The sequence below is a fragment of the Streptococcus gallolyticus subsp. gallolyticus DSM 16831 genome, from assembly GCF_002000985.1.
GTDB lineage: Bacteria > Bacillota > Bacilli > Lactobacillales > Streptococcaceae > Streptococcus > Streptococcus gallolyticus.
The window spans coordinates 300,997-316,469 of record NZ_CP018822.1; the positions used below are offsets into that span (position 1 = coordinate 300,997).

Annotated in this window: 11 protein-coding genes and 1 pseudogene; 5 read left to right on the plus strand and 7 right to left on the minus strand. The window is 35.3% G+C overall.

Annotated elements, in window-relative coordinates; all coding sequences use genetic code 11:
• Positions 1 to 67 precede the first annotated feature (67 nt).
• Complete coding sequence (locus tag BTR42_RS12950; RefSeq protein WP_077496130.1) at positions 68 to 3,937, plus strand: Cna B-type domain-containing protein; 3,870 nt, start codon at positions 68 to 70, stop codon at positions 3,935 to 3,937.
• Positions 3,938 to 4,130: 193 nt separating this feature from the next.
• On the opposite strand, the pseudogene BTR42_RS01770 reads toward BTR42_RS12950, so the two are convergent.
• From BTR42_RS01770 to BTR42_RS01790, 5 genes and pseudogenes are all read right to left on the minus strand, one after another.
• Positions 4,131 to 5,452, minus strand: a pseudogene (locus BTR42_RS01770) (IS3 family transposase).
• Between the two features lie 485 nt (positions 5,453 to 5,937).
• A complete protein-coding gene (locus BTR42_RS01775; protein WP_077496132.1) occupies positions 5,938 to 6,606 on the minus strand; it encodes a YoaK family protein in 669 nt (222 codons plus the stop codon).
• A 55-nt stretch (positions 6,607 to 6,661) separates the two neighbouring features.
• Entirely contained in the window at positions 6,662 to 8,026 is a 1,365-nt protein-coding gene (locus tag BTR42_RS01780) for a dihydrolipoyl dehydrogenase family protein (protein ID WP_077496134.1), read from the minus strand.
• Positions 8,026 to 9,219 carry an oxalate decarboxylase family bicupin gene (locus BTR42_RS01785; protein ID WP_077496136.1) on the minus strand — a complete coding sequence of 398 codons (1,194 nt, stop codon included), beginning with the start codon at positions 9,217 to 9,219 and terminating at the stop codon, positions 8,026 to 8,028. The genes BTR42_RS01780 and BTR42_RS01785 overlap by 1 nt, the downstream gene beginning before the upstream one ends.
• A gap of 60 nt (positions 9,220 to 9,279) precedes the next feature.
• Entirely contained in the window at positions 9,280 to 9,879 is a 600-nt protein-coding gene (locus BTR42_RS01790) for a DUF1269 domain-containing protein (RefSeq protein WP_077496138.1), read from the minus strand.
• 142 nt (positions 9,880 to 10,021) lie between these two features.
• On the opposite strand from BTR42_RS01790, the gene BTR42_RS01795 reads away from it, so the two are divergent.
• Both BTR42_RS01795 and BTR42_RS01800 read left to right on the plus strand, forming a co-directional pair.
• A complete protein-coding gene (locus BTR42_RS01795) occupies positions 10,022 to 10,360 on the plus strand; it encodes a helix-turn-helix domain-containing protein (protein ID WP_167367603.1) in 339 nt (112 codons plus the stop codon).
• 134 nt (positions 10,361 to 10,494) lie between these two features.
• The gene (locus BTR42_RS01800) at positions 10,495 to 11,394 is read left to right on the plus strand and encodes a LysR family transcriptional regulator (protein ID WP_077496141.1); all 900 of its coding nucleotides are present in this window, start codon (positions 10,495 to 10,497) and stop codon (positions 11,392 to 11,394) included.
• A 381-nt stretch (positions 11,395 to 11,775) separates the two neighbouring features.
• Here BTR42_RS01800 and BTR42_RS01805 read toward each other — a convergent pair whose 3' ends face one another.
• Positions 11,776 to 12,348: a TetR/AcrR family transcriptional regulator gene (locus BTR42_RS01805; RefSeq protein ID WP_077496143.1), complete on the minus strand. Its 573-nt coding sequence runs from the start codon at positions 12,346 to 12,348 to the stop codon at positions 11,776 to 11,778.
• Between the two features lie 160 nt (positions 12,349 to 12,508).
• Here BTR42_RS01805 and BTR42_RS01810 point away from each other — a divergent pair, with 160 nt between their 5' ends.
• Positions 12,509 to 12,856, plus strand: coding sequence for an SCP2 sterol-binding domain-containing protein (locus BTR42_RS01810; protein WP_077496145.1), 348 nt, complete (start codon positions 12,509 to 12,511; stop codon positions 12,854 to 12,856).
• Between the two features lie 178 nt (positions 12,857 to 13,034).
• On the opposite strand, the gene BTR42_RS01815 is transcribed toward BTR42_RS01810, so the two are convergent.
• Positions 13,035 to 14,288, minus strand: coding sequence for an IS110 family RNA-guided transposase (locus BTR42_RS01815; RefSeq protein ID WP_077496147.1), 1,254 nt, complete (start codon positions 14,286 to 14,288; stop codon positions 13,035 to 13,037).
• Between the two features lie 360 nt (positions 14,289 to 14,648).
• On the opposite strand from BTR42_RS01815, the gene BTR42_RS01825 reads away from it, so the two are divergent.
• Positions 14,649 to 15,356 carry an HXXEE domain-containing protein gene (locus BTR42_RS01825; protein ID WP_077496149.1) on the plus strand — a complete coding sequence of 236 codons (708 nt, stop codon included), beginning with the start codon at positions 14,649 to 14,651 and terminating at the stop codon, positions 15,354 to 15,356.
• The last annotated feature ends 117 nt before the right edge of the window (positions 15,357 to 15,473 follow it).

Here is a 15,473-nt window from a genome sequence, read left to right on the forward strand (position 1 = left end):
TTGATTTTTCTAGTAGAATGGTAACGGTATATTTAAATACCTAATAGTAAAAAATGGAGTTTTTGATATGAGAAAAATTAGAGATTATTTCCTATTGTTACTTACTCCCATAATTGTGTTTATGGGAGTATTGACAACGACAACAGGACAGATTGTTCATGCTGCTAGTGGGAATGAATTAACCAATGTTATTACAGATATTTCATTATGGGATGTTAACAATGGACAAACACTTCAACCAAACAGCTCAGGGACTTATAATTTAGTTAAAGATAATAGTTATCGGTATGAAACTACTTTTGATTTATCTAAATATGATGGAAAGCTGAATGACGGGGATTATTTTATATTTACTGTTCCAGCTCCAATTACAGTTGAAAATACTAGTTTTGATTTGGAAGACAAAGAAACAGGCGTAGCTATGGGAACAGCTGTTGTTACGTCAAGTGGAGACAGCAAAGGAGGAACGGTTAATGTTACTCTGAAAAATTTAAAAGATTATCTTGCTAAAAAAGGTGGAAGTCAAGTTCAAGGTGTCAAAGGAACCTTTTATACTGACTTTAAAATCACGAAGGTCACCAAAAGCGAAACACTGACATATTCAACGAACCAAACAACCAAAGAAATAACACATACCATTTCTGTAACAGAACGAGGAACGTCAGATTATACAGATACAATTGGTAAGGAAAATTTTGCCAAAATTGGTGGTGTTATGAAAAAAGAATCTTGGAGTTCGGAGATTTTAAATAAGAGTGGAGAATATATTCATAATTGGTATCTACGTGTAAACACTAACCAATCCACTTATGATTCTATTAGTCTTAAAGATGCTATTCCAAGCGATTCGGCACCTATGCAATATATTCCTGAAAAGCTAAAGATTTATGCAGGCTATTATAATACTAGTCTTGAGCTAACTGATATACAGTTGATGAAAAAAGGTGAAGACTATACCATTGAATATAATAGCGCCTATACTAGTTTTAATTTAAAAATCCTAAACACTGCTACTCGCTTAGCAACAAATGGAAAGCCAGCAACATATTCAATTTCTTATTCGACAACCTCTCCAGCAAACGGAACAGATGTTGTAAATGAATTATCAATGACTGGTGGAGAGCAAGAAATAACAACGCGTACAGATAGAACAACAACGATTAATCGTGTGACACGTTCTACAAAAATAACAACAGGTGGGACTATTCAGTTAGAAACTGGTTATCGTATTACGCTATATAAACAAGACGCAGAAACAGGTAATTTGCTGAATGGGGCAGAATTTGAAATTACATCTCCAAGTGGTGACAAAGAAACTGTCAAAATTGAAAAAGACGGTGTAGCACAATCTAAAGTTTATTCAGCTGAGGAAGCTAAAAAAGGAAAATTTACAATTGTAGAAATAAAGGCACCAAAAGGATATGTTTTAGATCAGACCCCAATTGAAGTAAGTTTAGGAGAAAACGGTATTATTCGTACAATCAAGAATAGCAAGGAAAAATTGTCTATTCCTGTGACAAAACAGTGGAATGATAACAATAACCAAGATGGTAAACGCCCAGAAGATATAACTGTTCAACTTTATGCTAATGGTCAAGTAGTTGATGGTCAAACTATGACATTGAACAATGAGAATAATTGGACGGCCCAATTTGAAAATTTAGCAAAAATAGATGATGATGGCAAAGAAATTGCCTATACAGTGAAAGAAATTAGTGTAGATGGTTATACTTCCAACATTTCAGGAGATACTGAAAATGGCTATACTATTACAAATACTTATTCACCAGGAAAAGTAGAAATTTCCGGAACTAAGACATGGAGTGATAATAACAACCAAGACGGTAAACGCCCAGATAGTATCACGATTAACCTTTTAGCTGATGGTGAAAAAGTAGATAGTCAAACTGTCACTGCTAATAACAACTGGGCTTACAACTTTACCGATTTAGCTAAATACAAAGATGGCAAAGAGGTTGTCTATACAGTAACGGAAGACCCAGTCTCAGATTATACGACAACTATTAATGGTTACAATATTACCAATTCTTATACCCCAGCAACAACCTCTATTTCTGGAACTAAGACATGGAGTGATAATGATAACCAAGACGGTAAACGTCCAGATAGTATCACGATTAACCTTTTAGCCAATGGTAAAAAAGTAGATAGTCAAAAAGTATCAGCAGCCACTAATTGGGCTTATCATTTTGGCAATTTACCACAGTATGAAAATGGTCAAGTGATTACTTATACAGTAAATGAAGATGCTGTTGATAGTTACAGTACAAGTATTAATGGTTATAATATAACTAATTCTTATACTCCTGAAACGGTTGATGTGAAAGCAACAAAAAATTGGGACGACAACGATAACCAAGATGGTAAGCGTCCAACTTCAATTACGGTCAATCTTTTAGCTGATGGTGAGAAGATAAATAGTCAAAAAGTAGTTGCTGCAGCTGATGGCACATGGACAGCTTCCTTTACTAATTTGCCAAAATATAAAGACGGTAAAGAAATTAAATACACCGTTACTGAAGAAGCAGTTGAAGAATATGAGACCATCATTAATGATTTCACCATTACAAATAAGTATATTCCAAAAGCTATTGAATATAAGGTAACAAAAGTTTGGAAAGATAATAATAACCAAGATGGTAAGCGTCCAAGTGCTATTACAGTTCAATTATATAAATCTGTTGGCGAGGCAAAACCGACACCAATAGCTGGCAAAACCTTAACTTTAACAGCCGATAATCAAACGAATGACAACACATGGGAAGCTTCCTTTACAAATCTCCCACAATTTGAAAAAGGACAAGAAATTGCTTACTCTGTGCAAGAAGTAGATACTCCAGAAGGTTATACTGCGTCAGTTGAGGGGCAAACTATCACGAATAGTCATGACCCAGAAACAATCATCATCTCAGGACAAAAGAAATGGGATGATAACGATAACCAAGATGGTAAGCGAACAACAACTGTCAAAGTTCAAATCTTGAAAGGTGAAGAGGTTGTTGATGAAATTGAAGTTAGTGAAGCAAGTAACTGGGCATTTACATCTAAAGCTTTGCCTAAATACGAGAATGGAAAAGAAATTACTTATACGGTGAAAGAAGTTGCAGTGACCGCTTATGAAACCAAAATTGAAAAAGATGATGACGGTCAATATACCATTACGAATACTCATACACCTGAAAAGATTAATTTGTCAGGGCAAAAAGTTTGGAATGACAATAACAACCAAGACGGTATTCGTCCAGAGAACATTACAGTTGAGCTTTTAGCCAATGGTGAAGCAACGGGTCAAACCGCAACAGCCAGTGAAGCAACTGCCTGGCAGTATAGTTTTGAAAATCTTGACCGTTATAAAGATAGTAAGGAAGTTAGTTATTCTGTCAAAGAAGTGAACATTCCAGAAGGCTATAAAGCTGAAGTGGACGGTATGAACGTAACAAATAACCACGTTCCAGAAACAATCACCCTAACTGGTCAGAAAACATGGGATGATAATAATGACCAAGATGGTATTCGACCACAATCCATCACGCTTCACCTTTTAGCCAATGGTGTTGATACGGGCTTAACTACGACAGCGACAGCTGATACTAACTGGACTTACAGCTTTAAAGATATTGCTAAATATCAAAATGGTAAGGAAGTTACTTATACAGTAAGTGAAGATACTGTTGGTGGCTATACTTCAGTAGTTGATGGTATGAATGTTACGAATACACATACGCCAACCACACCAACGACTCCTAAATCAGATAAACCAAATTCGCCATCAAGCAATCAAAAAAATAAACCGAAACAGTCATCTCTACTTCCAGCAACTGGAGATAAAGGTGACTTGACATTAACTATTTTAGGTGTTTTTCTTATTGTAGCTATTATCTCTGGCATGATTTATTATAAAATAAGAAAAATGTAAAATTCATGGTTAATTTAAAAATTATTAAGTCCTTATTGACTAATTAAGGTTTATCTTAAGTAATTACCTTAGTATAATGTCATTTCTGTTTCTAAGTATTTATTCTGAGGTAAATTATTTTCAATCAAAGAAAACGAGCAAATCTGTAGATGAACAGCTCCCTGTCAAGTGGATAATGAAATAATAAAAGATTTTAAGCAGCCTGATTCCTGAATTCTAAAGGAGTCAGGTTGTTTTTTTGTACTCTGATATCGCTCAGAGTTATAAAAGTAGTTATCTACTGCTTCCGCCAAACTTTCGTAAGTCGGAAAGAAATGGTAGTCATAAGCCTCTGTTTTAAAGTGACCATAGAATGATTCAATCGGCGTATTATCAATGCATTTCCCTACACGAGACATAAAACGTGTCATATTGGCCTGTGTTGTGACATGACGATACTCTTTTAAAGGTGTATTGACTTCCTCTATCGCTATGAATCAAAGGATGTGCTTCTGGATTAGCTTTTAAGGCCTTTCTCAGGGTTTCCGTCATTATAGTGACGCGACAATAGAGCCATGTATAGGTCTTTTATAGCGCTCAAATAAGTCTTTTTTCCGTCTCCATATTGTAGGAAGGTCACATCTGTACACCATTTCTGATTGGGAGCTTCAGCTGTAAAGTCTCGATTTAAGATGTTATTTTCAATATTGACATAGCTTGTTCTTGTACATCAATGACGTTTTCTGCGAATAACAGATGAGATCCCTAATATTCTCATCAAGCGATGAAACCGCTTCGGATTGTAATGAGTCTGATTGAAACGATTGAGAAAAGATCGTCATACGACGATAACCAAGAATACCGTTAAAAATCTGATGTAAAAGATAGGAGTTGCTCCATTAGCTTCTTATTCGTCTCCTCAGACTTCGTTTCGGATTTGTAGTAGCCCGCCGGGCTACGAGAAACGTTTAGAAGCTGGCAGAGAGCTTGAATGGAGAACTCAGGCTCTTCTTGGTGTAAGTCGTGGATTGTTTGGTAATCGTCTAGCTTTCTCCCCAATCTCGATGACGGTTTTGTCTCTTGATTTCTTCTAACTTTTTTAGGAGTTTAACCTCCATTTCAAGGTAACGATTGCGTTCTTCAAAGCTTGTTTTACGCCCTTGTTTCATCTTACTTAATCCTTTACTAGTGGTTGTTAGTTCTTTATCACTAGTATAGCGTTTTATCCACTTTCTGAGAACTGAATCACTTGAAATTTGATATTTATTACAAATATCTGGTAGGGAAATTTTCTGTGGAAGATAATCTTCAACAGCCTGTATTTTTAGAGCTTCAGGATAATTTCGCCATGTCCTACTTTCTACTAAGCCACCTACTCCCTACTCCCTCGTTCTGATACTTTCTAATCCATCTCATAACAGTAGATTTACCCACTTGATACCTATTTGCCAATTGGCTTATTGAGTCTTCATGATTAAGATAAGACTGTACACATTGTAATTTTTCTTCTACTGATTTTGGACTACGTTTAGACATACGAAAACTCCCCTTATAGTTTCTAGTGAATTTTTGTTTTTCACTGTCCACTATAAGGGGGGAGTATATCAAGAGATACTCGTTTTTTCTTTATATTAATAAAGATTAAAGGAGGTTTTTACCAAAATTATGAATATATTCGTTCACTAAGATATGATTCTAGACTTTTTATGAAGACTAGGCAACAGGAGGTGAAAGAAACAACCATGAGTTCATTCCATGACTCTATTGTTCTGGAAAACTTTGCAGTAGTCAAGTTATAAGAATTGTTAACACTTGGGATTGAAAACTCCCCATAAACTTATTTTACGAGGAGGGGAAGAGAAGCCAGAACCCTGATTTATCCCATCCTCTGTTAAAGTAAATTTTTTCATCTTTCACTTCTCCTTAACCCCGAGTATCTTAGCTAAAAATGCTTGTAGCTTAATATTGATAATGAGAAGATATAGCAACTTAAACGCTCTTAATCACTTGGACTTACCAATTTAAGAGTGTTTAATAGTATCACATACGTATATTATTAAAAACATAATTGGTAGTAATGCTAAAAGTAAAGCATGACGTAGCATTAATTTTTGAAAATATTGTGAAGTAAGTGCACCTATTACAAAAGAGAAAACAACTTTTGTAAATAATAATGCTAATCCCTTTTTGTTATCATCTTTAGTGAGTATAAAATCTGACCAATATAACACCATCTTTTTAATATTTCCTGTTGTAAATGCATCATTATAAGGTTGTCCATCAACTTTATCAAAACTAACGACGGTTAAAGCTAAACCAAATGACAAAGGAAATAGTGCAAGCGGGTCGCTAACTCTATCAATCAAAAAATAGCTACATATGATAGATGCTAAAAATAGAAATAGTAAATAAAATTCCAAGAAAATAAGTTGAACTTTTTGGGCAAGATATCTTGAAACAGTAATTCCTAAAATGAAACCGAGCAACGTGGAAAGTTTAATAGAAACTCCAGACCAATCTTTTAAAATGAAATCACTTGTCAGCAAAACCATATTTCCTGACTGTGTGAGTGGCAATGTATGATTGAAATTACTATAAGCATAACTATCAATAAAACCTCCCGTAAAAGTCAGGAACATAGCTATGGTGGCACGTTGATTGATAGACGTAATTTTTTTTGAAGTCTTCATTGCTTACCTTTCTAAAAAAGGAATTCATCATCAAAAGTGAATTCCTCTTTTATTGTTACGTCCAAATACCATACAAATCAGTCGCTATTGAAGGGTAAGCAAAGATGATATTTTGGACATCTTGCATACTAGCTCCCAAGTTAATGAGCAAGGCTAAATAATTTATCAGAATATCCGCAGTATCACTTAAGATTTCCGCACCAACAACTTGTTGATTTGAAGTATCAATGACAAGTTTTAACTGTGCTAGATCATCTCTAACACGCCTATAATTTTGCCAATGGCTCATATCAATATCTTTAATGTTATAGTGGTTAGGTGAAGTTTTTGCCTGACTAACAGGTATACCAACCTGACCTAACTTAGGGATACTAAAAACAGTTACAGCAGGAGCTTTAGGGTACGAAATTTTGTCATTTCGATGACCGAATAGTAAGTTTGCTAGGTATTTCGCCTGATAATCTCCATAGCTTGTTAATTTAGGAACAGGAGTATCGCAGCAATCTCCTAAAGCATAAATCCATTTTTTAGAAGTTTGCAAATAGTCATTGACTTTAATACCTTTGGAATTATAACTAATGCCTGCCTTCTCTAAATCTAGCTGTTGAATATAAGGAACACGTCCAGCAGCATCATAAATACCATTAACAATTAAGGATGTGCCAGTTGATAGTAATACGGAGTAAAATCCATTATCTTCTTTACAAACCCTTATTGGTTCTGCATTTAAATGAAATTCAGCCCCTTTTGATTGTAATCGTGTGACTAAGGTATCAACAAGCTCTCTATCAAAGCCCCTAAGAACGCCCTTGTTGTGCTGAATAACATGAACCTTGACACCAGCTTCGGTAAAGCTTGAAATGAGAGAGAGAGCAATAACACCAGCCCCAATAATAGCAATCTCTTTAGGTTTCCTATGTTGTCGTAACAAGTTACCGCTATCATCTACAAATTGAGCTCCTTCAAACGTTAACTCTCGAGGTTTAGAACCTGTTGCGATTACAATCGTATCGGCTGAAAGAACCTGTCCATCAACGATAACATGGTGATCATCTAGAAATCTTGCTTGTCCTTCAAAGGTATAAACACCAGAAGAAATAGCCCGTTCTTTTGCTCTAGCTCGCTGATCTTCAACTAACCAATCACGATGGCTAATCATATCTTCCCAGTTAATATCAGGAATGCTATCAAAGCCTTTTCCGTGAAATGCTTCAATTTTATGATGTAATTCACTTAACGCTAAGATAGCCTTTTTTGCCGTTGCACCACGGTTAATACTTGTTCCACCCCAATCCCTAGATTCGATTAGGGCAACTTTCTTCCCTTCAATCGCTAAATTACTTGAAACAGTTAATCCCGTAATACCTCCACCAATGACTAAAAAATCAAAGGCCTTTGTTTTCTTTTCAGAATTAGTCATTAAAAAGGCTTTTTTTCAGATTTATTAAACTGAATCTTTTCAGGGTCAAACCAGACAACGGGTTGAGCTTCTTGTGGGAAACGTTCTACAATGTCTTCTGATAGATTTAAGTGTTCTGCAACTGTCTTTGTAGGTACAGATGCCAGCCATTTGTTAAGGGAAATATCCGAATAATCAGGATTTGGAAAGACCTCAACAAAAACGAGTTTTTCTGTTCCTGTATTTTGAACATAGTGACCAGCGACATTTGGCACATAACCAACATCACCAGCTTTAAAATCAAATGTACGAGCTAAACCATTAGAATTAAAAACTCCCATTCTTGCCTGACCAGAAATGTAGTATTGCCATTCTGATGATTTAGGGTGCCAGTGAAGTTCACGCATACCACCTGGTTCAACTTCAACAATCGCACCTGCAATGCTTTTAGCCGCTGGAAAGACAGACTGATCAATAATCCAAACACGACCAGCTTCCGTTTCAATAGGATCAATATCGTCCAAGTGGAAGGTTAGTGGGTGAACGGTATCTCCTTTTGAGTTAGGACGTTTTTCTTCTTCAATGGATTGAGGTAGTGTTCCGTTAAAGATGTATTTTTCCTTTTTAGGAAGAGGTGCAAGAATTTCTTCACTTTGCTTGAAGTTAGCTTGAATAACTTCTTCTGGTGTATGTGCGAGCCAATCGCTTAGGAGGAGTGTCTGATTTTCTGAGAAATTTGCGTCATTAAAGACAAGTAGAAACTCACATCCTTCATCTAAAGCTTGAATAGAATGAGCTACTCCTGATTCAAAATTCCACAAATCACCAGTTTTAACATCATCAATAAAGGTTTGACCATGTTCATCAATACCTGTTACCCGTGCGTTACCATAAAGCATTAGTCCCCATTCGGCTTCTTTATGCCAGTGCATTTCTCGGTAAGCCCCAGGTGCTAAAGCCATATTGACACCAGCAAGTTCATCTGAAATTGGTAATTCACGGATTGTTACTTCACGAGCCCAACCCCCTTCTTCCATACGATTGTGGGCATCAGAGTAACTAAAGCGCATATTCGATAAGGTTCCATGGTCTGTAGCAGGAGGAACTAGAATATCCGGATTTTCACGATCACGTTCAATGTTACGAGGTCCAAAGTCTAACCACCCTTTATTATCTTTTTCACGAGTTGGTTGAGGAATATTTGTGTTAGTCATATGAATTCTCCTTTTATTTTATTAAAAATGCAAATTGAAATTAAGAAATAGAAGATTATCTTAACTTTGAAATTTTTCTCTAATATCAGATTTTAACTTATCAAACTTTTCACGACGAGCTTCTTTTTTGTCAGCAATTAAGCGTGCTTTAGCTTGATGTGCTAGATCTTGTTGAATTTCTAGGGCTGACTCTATTTCCGCTGCAACAGTAGCGACATCCCACCTAGCAATGTGAACCTGATACTTTTCAAAAATAGCATTTAAGACAGATTCATCACTTTCTTGAACAAGCGCAATAATTGCCACTTCACCATTAATAAGATTTTCGCTAACAGTTGTGATTAAGGTTGAATTAGCTAGCTCTTTATCTGCACCAATAGAAGCACCGATAGTCCCTCCTGCGGTAAAACCAAGTAGGATACCAAGTGGACCGCCTAAAATACCAACTAAGCCGCCAATCACTCCACCTTTGAAATAATCACTCCCTAAAGAATCTGTTAAATCAAAGCTATCCTTAACCTTAATAATTCCATTTTCAGACTTTACAATTGAAACCTGAGCTAATTTTGTTTTTTCAGTTTGACCAAATTGTTTTAGCTCTGAAAATGCTTGAAAAGCTTCACTTTCAATACGGAAAATTGAGACAATAATATTTTCCATAGACGACACTCCTTTTATTTTTATAGATAGACGGTATAGGGTTACTATACACAGTAGATTATAGCACTTTTGGGTATTTTATATAATACAAAGTATTATATAAAAGGTTAAAACTTTGTTACAAAACCTGTATCCTATAGTTATGGTAAAAGATAATTATTTACAGCGATACATTGCTAAAAAAGTTAAGTGCTATAGAAAAAATAAGCAACTCAGTCAGGAAGAATTGTCAGAAAAAGCTGGTTTAGGCTTAAAATACATTAATCAAATTGAAAATCAAAATATTAACATAAGTATTCAAACTCTTGAAAAAGTTATTACTGCTTTAGATTTAACGGTAGAGGAATTTTTTAATTTTAACTCTGAACCACTATCTGACCTTACTTTTAGACGATTTGAAATGAAAATAAAGCAACTTCCCAAAGAGAAACAAGCATCCCTCATTGAGATTTTTGAAAAAATACTTGATCAATTTGATTAAATCAAAATAGTGAACTACCACATTACATTATATTGATTTATAGAAGTTACTTTATGATTGACATTATAGAAAAAAGAATATAACATAGTCAAACAGAGCACTCCCTATAAAAATCTTCTATATGAGGTGATGAAATGAAACTTCGTCAATTGGAATACTTTAATGCTTTATGTACTTTAAAAACGTACTCAAAAGTAGCAGATAAATTTAATGTTAGTCAACCAACTGTTAGTTATGCTATTAAATCACTTGAAGAAAGTCTAAAGGCTTCACTTATTATTAGAGACCAATCACACTCAGAAATTTCTTTAACAAGAGAGGGAGAAATTTTTAGAAACTATTCAGAAAATGCAATACAACAATTAGATATGGGGAAAGCTGCTTTAAAATCTTTAAAGAGTAAGCGAATTAAATTTGGTATATCAGCAAACTTATCACGTTTCTATGCTCTTACTGATCATCTTACAAATATTGAAAACATTCTTCAAAATGAGGTAAGTTTAATTGAGGATGGCTCAAAAGAGATAACGAGTAAAATAGCATCTAATGAATTGGATATTGCACTATTTGCGTCATGTAAAGAGCTTTATAGTGATCACCTTGATTTAATGAAACTAGCCTCTTTACCATTTAAACTAGCAGTATCAAAAAAACATGAATTTTCTAATTCACATACAATTAGCCTGATAAACTGTAGTAACGAAGAGTTTGTTATATTTAATGAACATTTTGTACACAATGAAGTTTTCTGGAAATATGTTAATGATTCAAAGTTTATTCCAAATATTTTAGCAGAAGTTAGTGATGTAGGCAGCTTTAAAAACTTGATTGAAAGGAAAAACTCAATAGGACTATTGGTGGATTTAGGAAACTTTCAAGATATAAATTTAGTTGAACTAAATAATTCCTTTCAGTTAAATTTCAACCTTTACCTGGGTAAGCAAAAAGAATCGAAAATTAATAATACTTCTTTCAAAAAAATAGAGCGGTATCTCATTGAAGAGTTAAACAACATGTCAAAGTATGATAAATAAGCTGAACTATCTAGAAAGTAACTTTGATTACTTTCTAGATAGTTCAATTTTCTTTGCTTGGATGTAAAGTAGAAAGCGACTGAAAAGTTTTCGGCTAACCTGCAAAAACATTGCGTGAGTATTTTCAAGAAGAACTCCCTCTAGTTCATCAAGCTATTGATCAAGCTTAGCTTGAAATTTTCAAATATATTGAAACCTATTATAATCCTAAACGTCTCCATCCTACTTTAGGATATCAATTACCTATGAAATTTGAAGAAAATAGTTTCTAATTACCTTAACTTTGTGTACACTTTTTCTTGACTTGTCCAAACCCCTTAACTAAATTAATTGTTCAACTTTTTTGATGTTTTTCATCTCAAATCCAATCAAGGCTACACGTCACCTTCTGTCCCACATACCTGATATCCCATTTTCCATTAATTTGAACATCAATGTCACGACTTCAAAAATATCTTTATCTGAATCATTTTGATACCAGTAGCTTAAGGTTTGCAGAATAGCCGATATGTAGAATTCGAAAATATATATTACTTCTTGATTTTCTTCTACATCATAAAGTTCTTTTAGCCGTTCTTTAATTAGATTTTTCATCTTGATTTCGTACATGCTAGACCGTTTCTCCCTTATAAGCAAAAAAACTTGTAAGGCATTTTCTTCATAAAATTTTGCGATAGCTATTAAAAGATCAAGTGAATCAATAGTTTTTTCCATTTCTTCGGAAACCTTTTGCCATTTAGCTACCAGTCTATTTTCTTCTTGTTCTAAAAGATCATACAAATCTAAAAAATGTAGGTAAAAGGTTGAGCGGTAGACGCCGGCCTTGTCTGTTATTTGCTTAATACGGATTTTATCAAAATCCCTTTCTATCATTAAATCCCAAAAAGCATCAATTAAGTCTTTTTTGGTCTGCTGTGATTTAATTTCAAATTTATTCATTTTCGGATTAGCCATTCTGAGTTGTCTCCCTAGTTCGATTGTGTTTCGTGTTGGATTTTAGGTAAAAGGCACAACATTTTCAGAAAATTGTCCATTGATTTTCCAAAAAATCCTTATATAATATAATCTTACGACAGCTAGTCGTGTCATTAAATTTTATCATAAGGAGGTTATTATGACAAAAGAATCTATTCCTAGCGCTGAAAATTTCTTTCAGGAGTACTGGAAGGATGCTAAAACCAAAGAAGATGGACTAGCAGAAGAGCTTTGTGGAACATTGCAATTTGATTTTCGACCAAGTGAGGATGGGGTTTTCGTTATTCGTGTGGAAAATGGAAAGCTCTTACCTTTAGAACGGACAGCAGTTCCAAATCCTACCATGTCTATTCGTGTAGGATTCCCTGATTTTTATAAGGTAAAAATTGGCGAAGAAAAATTTTGGAAGTTATTACTTTTCCGTAAAGTCAAGATTTCAGGCGACAAATCTTTTACGAAAAATTTTGCTGCTGCTGGTATTAACTAGTTTTCATATCGAGAAACTCGACTCACACAAAAAAATCACAATAATTTAAAGTCTAGTGGTAAAAAGTCAATAGAAAGTTGATTAATTTTTAGTTGATTTTCTAGAAAAAAGGGTGCACTAAAAATACCTAGCAAAAAACGCTTTTTTCACTAGCTTAACCAAGGACTTGTGCCGATAATCACTTATCTTCCATAGGCCTCCTTGGTGGCGTATAGAGTTGGCGGTTACGTAGTAGCGCATCCACCAGACGCACAAATTTTCTAGCGGTTAAGACGATGGCTCGTTTGTGTTGATGTTTAGGAACTTCTTGATACTTCTTCTTGTAAAAGGCTTGATACTCGCTATCATGTCGTCTGACAGAGTTGGCGGCTTCAACTAAGTAATAACGGAGATAGCGATTGCCACGTTTGACAAGGTCAGTATTTTGAGAATTAGCGTTCCCAGATTGATTCTGTTTCCAATTCAATCCCGCATATTTAGCGACTTGAGGATGGTCTTTAAAGCGTTCAATCTGCCCAATCTCAGCGATAATCCCTGCAGCGTAAACTTTACCAACACCAGGAACAGAAGTTAAGCACTGGTATTCAGGGATGACTTCTACCATGTCTTCAATAGCTTTATCAATATCTTTAATCATTTGTTCCAGATTTCTGATTTCTCGAGCTAATAGCCCGAGAACAACATTGACGGAATCTTGTTGGAGTTTAGAGAGACGATAAGAGCCATTGATAGCTGCTTGAATAGCTTTAGCTAGCTTTTCAGGAGCTTTGAATCGTCCTCTCCCTAATTTTTGGATAAAGTCCGCTAGGTCTTTGAGAGGAACAGTCGCTAATTCGTCTAGAGTATAGTCTTCGGTCATTAGGGAAATGATAGCGCTAGACCAAAGAGAGGTCGTTAGATTCTCATTCTTGATTTCAGTTGATAAGGTATTGCACTTATAATAAATATTTTCGATAAAGTGTTGTTTTGTTCTTGTCAACTGTTCAATGAGTTGAAGCCTTGTTCTCGTTAGGTGTTGGAGAGCCATATACTTTTCTTCTTTGAGAAAAGCAGGTGAAAATCGCTCAATACGGAAATAATCGGCTATGTAGAAGGCATCAATGGTATCATTTTTACTTTCTTCAAAGGCATCTCGATATTTCTTAATCTTATTGGGTTGTTCCACCATGACTTCAACGTTTAAAGCTTTTAAGTTACTATCTTCATGAAAGAACATAGCAGGATGAAAACTATAGAGGCTAGTGGCTTCCATGCCAATGACGATACGTTCAAATGAATAGGTGTCATTGAGTTCAAGAATTTGGTTCTTGATTGCTTGAGCACCGATTAAGTTATTAGGAAGAGAAGATACAAAGGGAGTTGTTGTATCACTAAGCATGATACAGACATCTAATTTGGTAGAGCTAACGTCTAAACCGACAAAACATTTCATTTGGAAGGTCTCCTTTCATTTGTATTTGGAAAGTTTCTTGACTACTGTAAGGTTCCCCAGAAACACGTTGAACCAACAGCCTCGCCTAAGAGAATTCTAATCACTAGCTCACCTGCCGCCTGTACGCTACTACGCACAGAAGTGAGCGTAGTGGAAACAGCTAGTGTGTTGGAAGTAGGAACAACGCTTGGGTAACAGACTTAAAAATGAAGTCTAAGCAACAAGGAGAAAAAGAAACAACCATGAGTCCATTCCATGACTCTATTGTTCTGGAAAACCTTGCAATAGTCAAGTTATAAAAAATTGTTAACACTTGGGATTGAAAAATCCCCATAAACTTATTTTACGAGGAGAAAATTTATGTCATCAACTAATTGGATTTATCAAGTATGGCCTTGGACAGGGCTTGGCTTTGCACTTTCTATTTTGATTTTACTTCTGTGCACTGATTTCTTCCGCCAAGATTTTTCAAAATCACGTTGGCGTGACACAGCTTGGCTGGCCTGGTTAGGTACTTTCTGCTATCTTTTCCACAATGTAGAAGAATATGGGGTGGATATGTTTGGTAACTTCTTTCCCTTCCCAGATACGATGGAAGCGATGGTTGGATTTGCCCCACCACTTATTTTTTATATGGCAGTTAACATTTCTATGTTTTGGTTTGCTTCGCCCATTGCTGCAAAAATGGCACGCAAGTATCCTCTGATGGGGATGGGAATGTTCGGAGAACTATTTATTAATGCCATATCTCACCTTATTCCAATTGTAACAGGGACAGGGTACACGGCAGGAACACTTACAGCTGTTGTCATCTTCTTGCCAGCATCATTTTGGGCTTTCTATGTTGGATTTGGCAAAGGAGAAGGTAAATTTACGTGGAAAGCTTTTGCAACGATTATCCTTATTGCAATTGTCAATCATTTGGTCATGTTTGTGGGTCTCACCCTCTTCCAAAATGGACTATATGGTACAACAGGGCTTGTTATCTTCGAAATCTTGAATGCGACGTCTGCCCTTGCCATGTGGTACGCAGCTGACCATTTCTTAGGAAGGAGAAGAGGAGTCTAAATTTTGAGTTACAAACTCTTTCTTAAACTATTTAAAAGCAGTTAGATTTTCCAATAAGTTTACGTAGAGATAGATCAACTTTGGCATACAAGTAATGAAAAAATGGTTTGAATATGT

Coding starts and splice junctions, on each gene's coding strand:
- BTR42_RS01775 (WP_077496132.1), bottom strand. CDS start 6,606: ATGAAGACTTCAAAAAAAATTACGTCTATCAATCAACGTGCCACCATA.
- BTR42_RS01780 (WP_077496134.1), bottom strand. CDS start 8,026: ATGACTAATTCTGAAAAGAAAACAAAGGCCTTTGATTTTTTAGTCATT.
- BTR42_RS01805 (WP_077496143.1), bottom strand. CDS start 12,348: ATGGCTAATCCGAAAATGAATAAATTTGAAATTAAATCACAGCAGACC.
- BTR42_RS01785 (WP_077496136.1), bottom strand. CDS start 9,219: ATGACTAACACAAATATTCCTCAACCAACTCGTGAAAAAGATAATAAA.
- BTR42_RS01810 (WP_077496145.1), top strand. CDS start 12,509: ATGACAAAAGAATCTATTCCTAGCGCTGAAAATTTCTTTCAGGAGTAC.
- BTR42_RS01790 (WP_077496138.1), bottom strand. CDS start 9,879: ATGGAAAATATTATTGTCTCAATTTTCCGTATTGAAAGTGAAGCTTTT.
- BTR42_RS01815 (WP_077496147.1), bottom strand. CDS start 14,288: ATGAAATGTTTTGTCGGTTTAGACGTTAGCTCTACCAAATTAGATGTC.
- BTR42_RS12950 (WP_077496130.1), top strand. CDS start 68: ATGAGAAAAATTAGAGATTATTTCCTATTGTTACTTACTCCCATAATT.
- BTR42_RS01825 (WP_077496149.1), top strand. CDS start 14,649: ATGTCATCAACTAATTGGATTTATCAAGTATGGCCTTGGACAGGGCTT.
- BTR42_RS01795 (WP_167367603.1), top strand. CDS start 10,022: ATGGTAAAAGATAATTATTTACAGCGATACATTGCTAAAAAAGTTAAG.
- BTR42_RS01800 (WP_077496141.1), top strand. CDS start 10,495: ATGAAACTTCGTCAATTGGAATACTTTAATGCTTTATGTACTTTAAAA.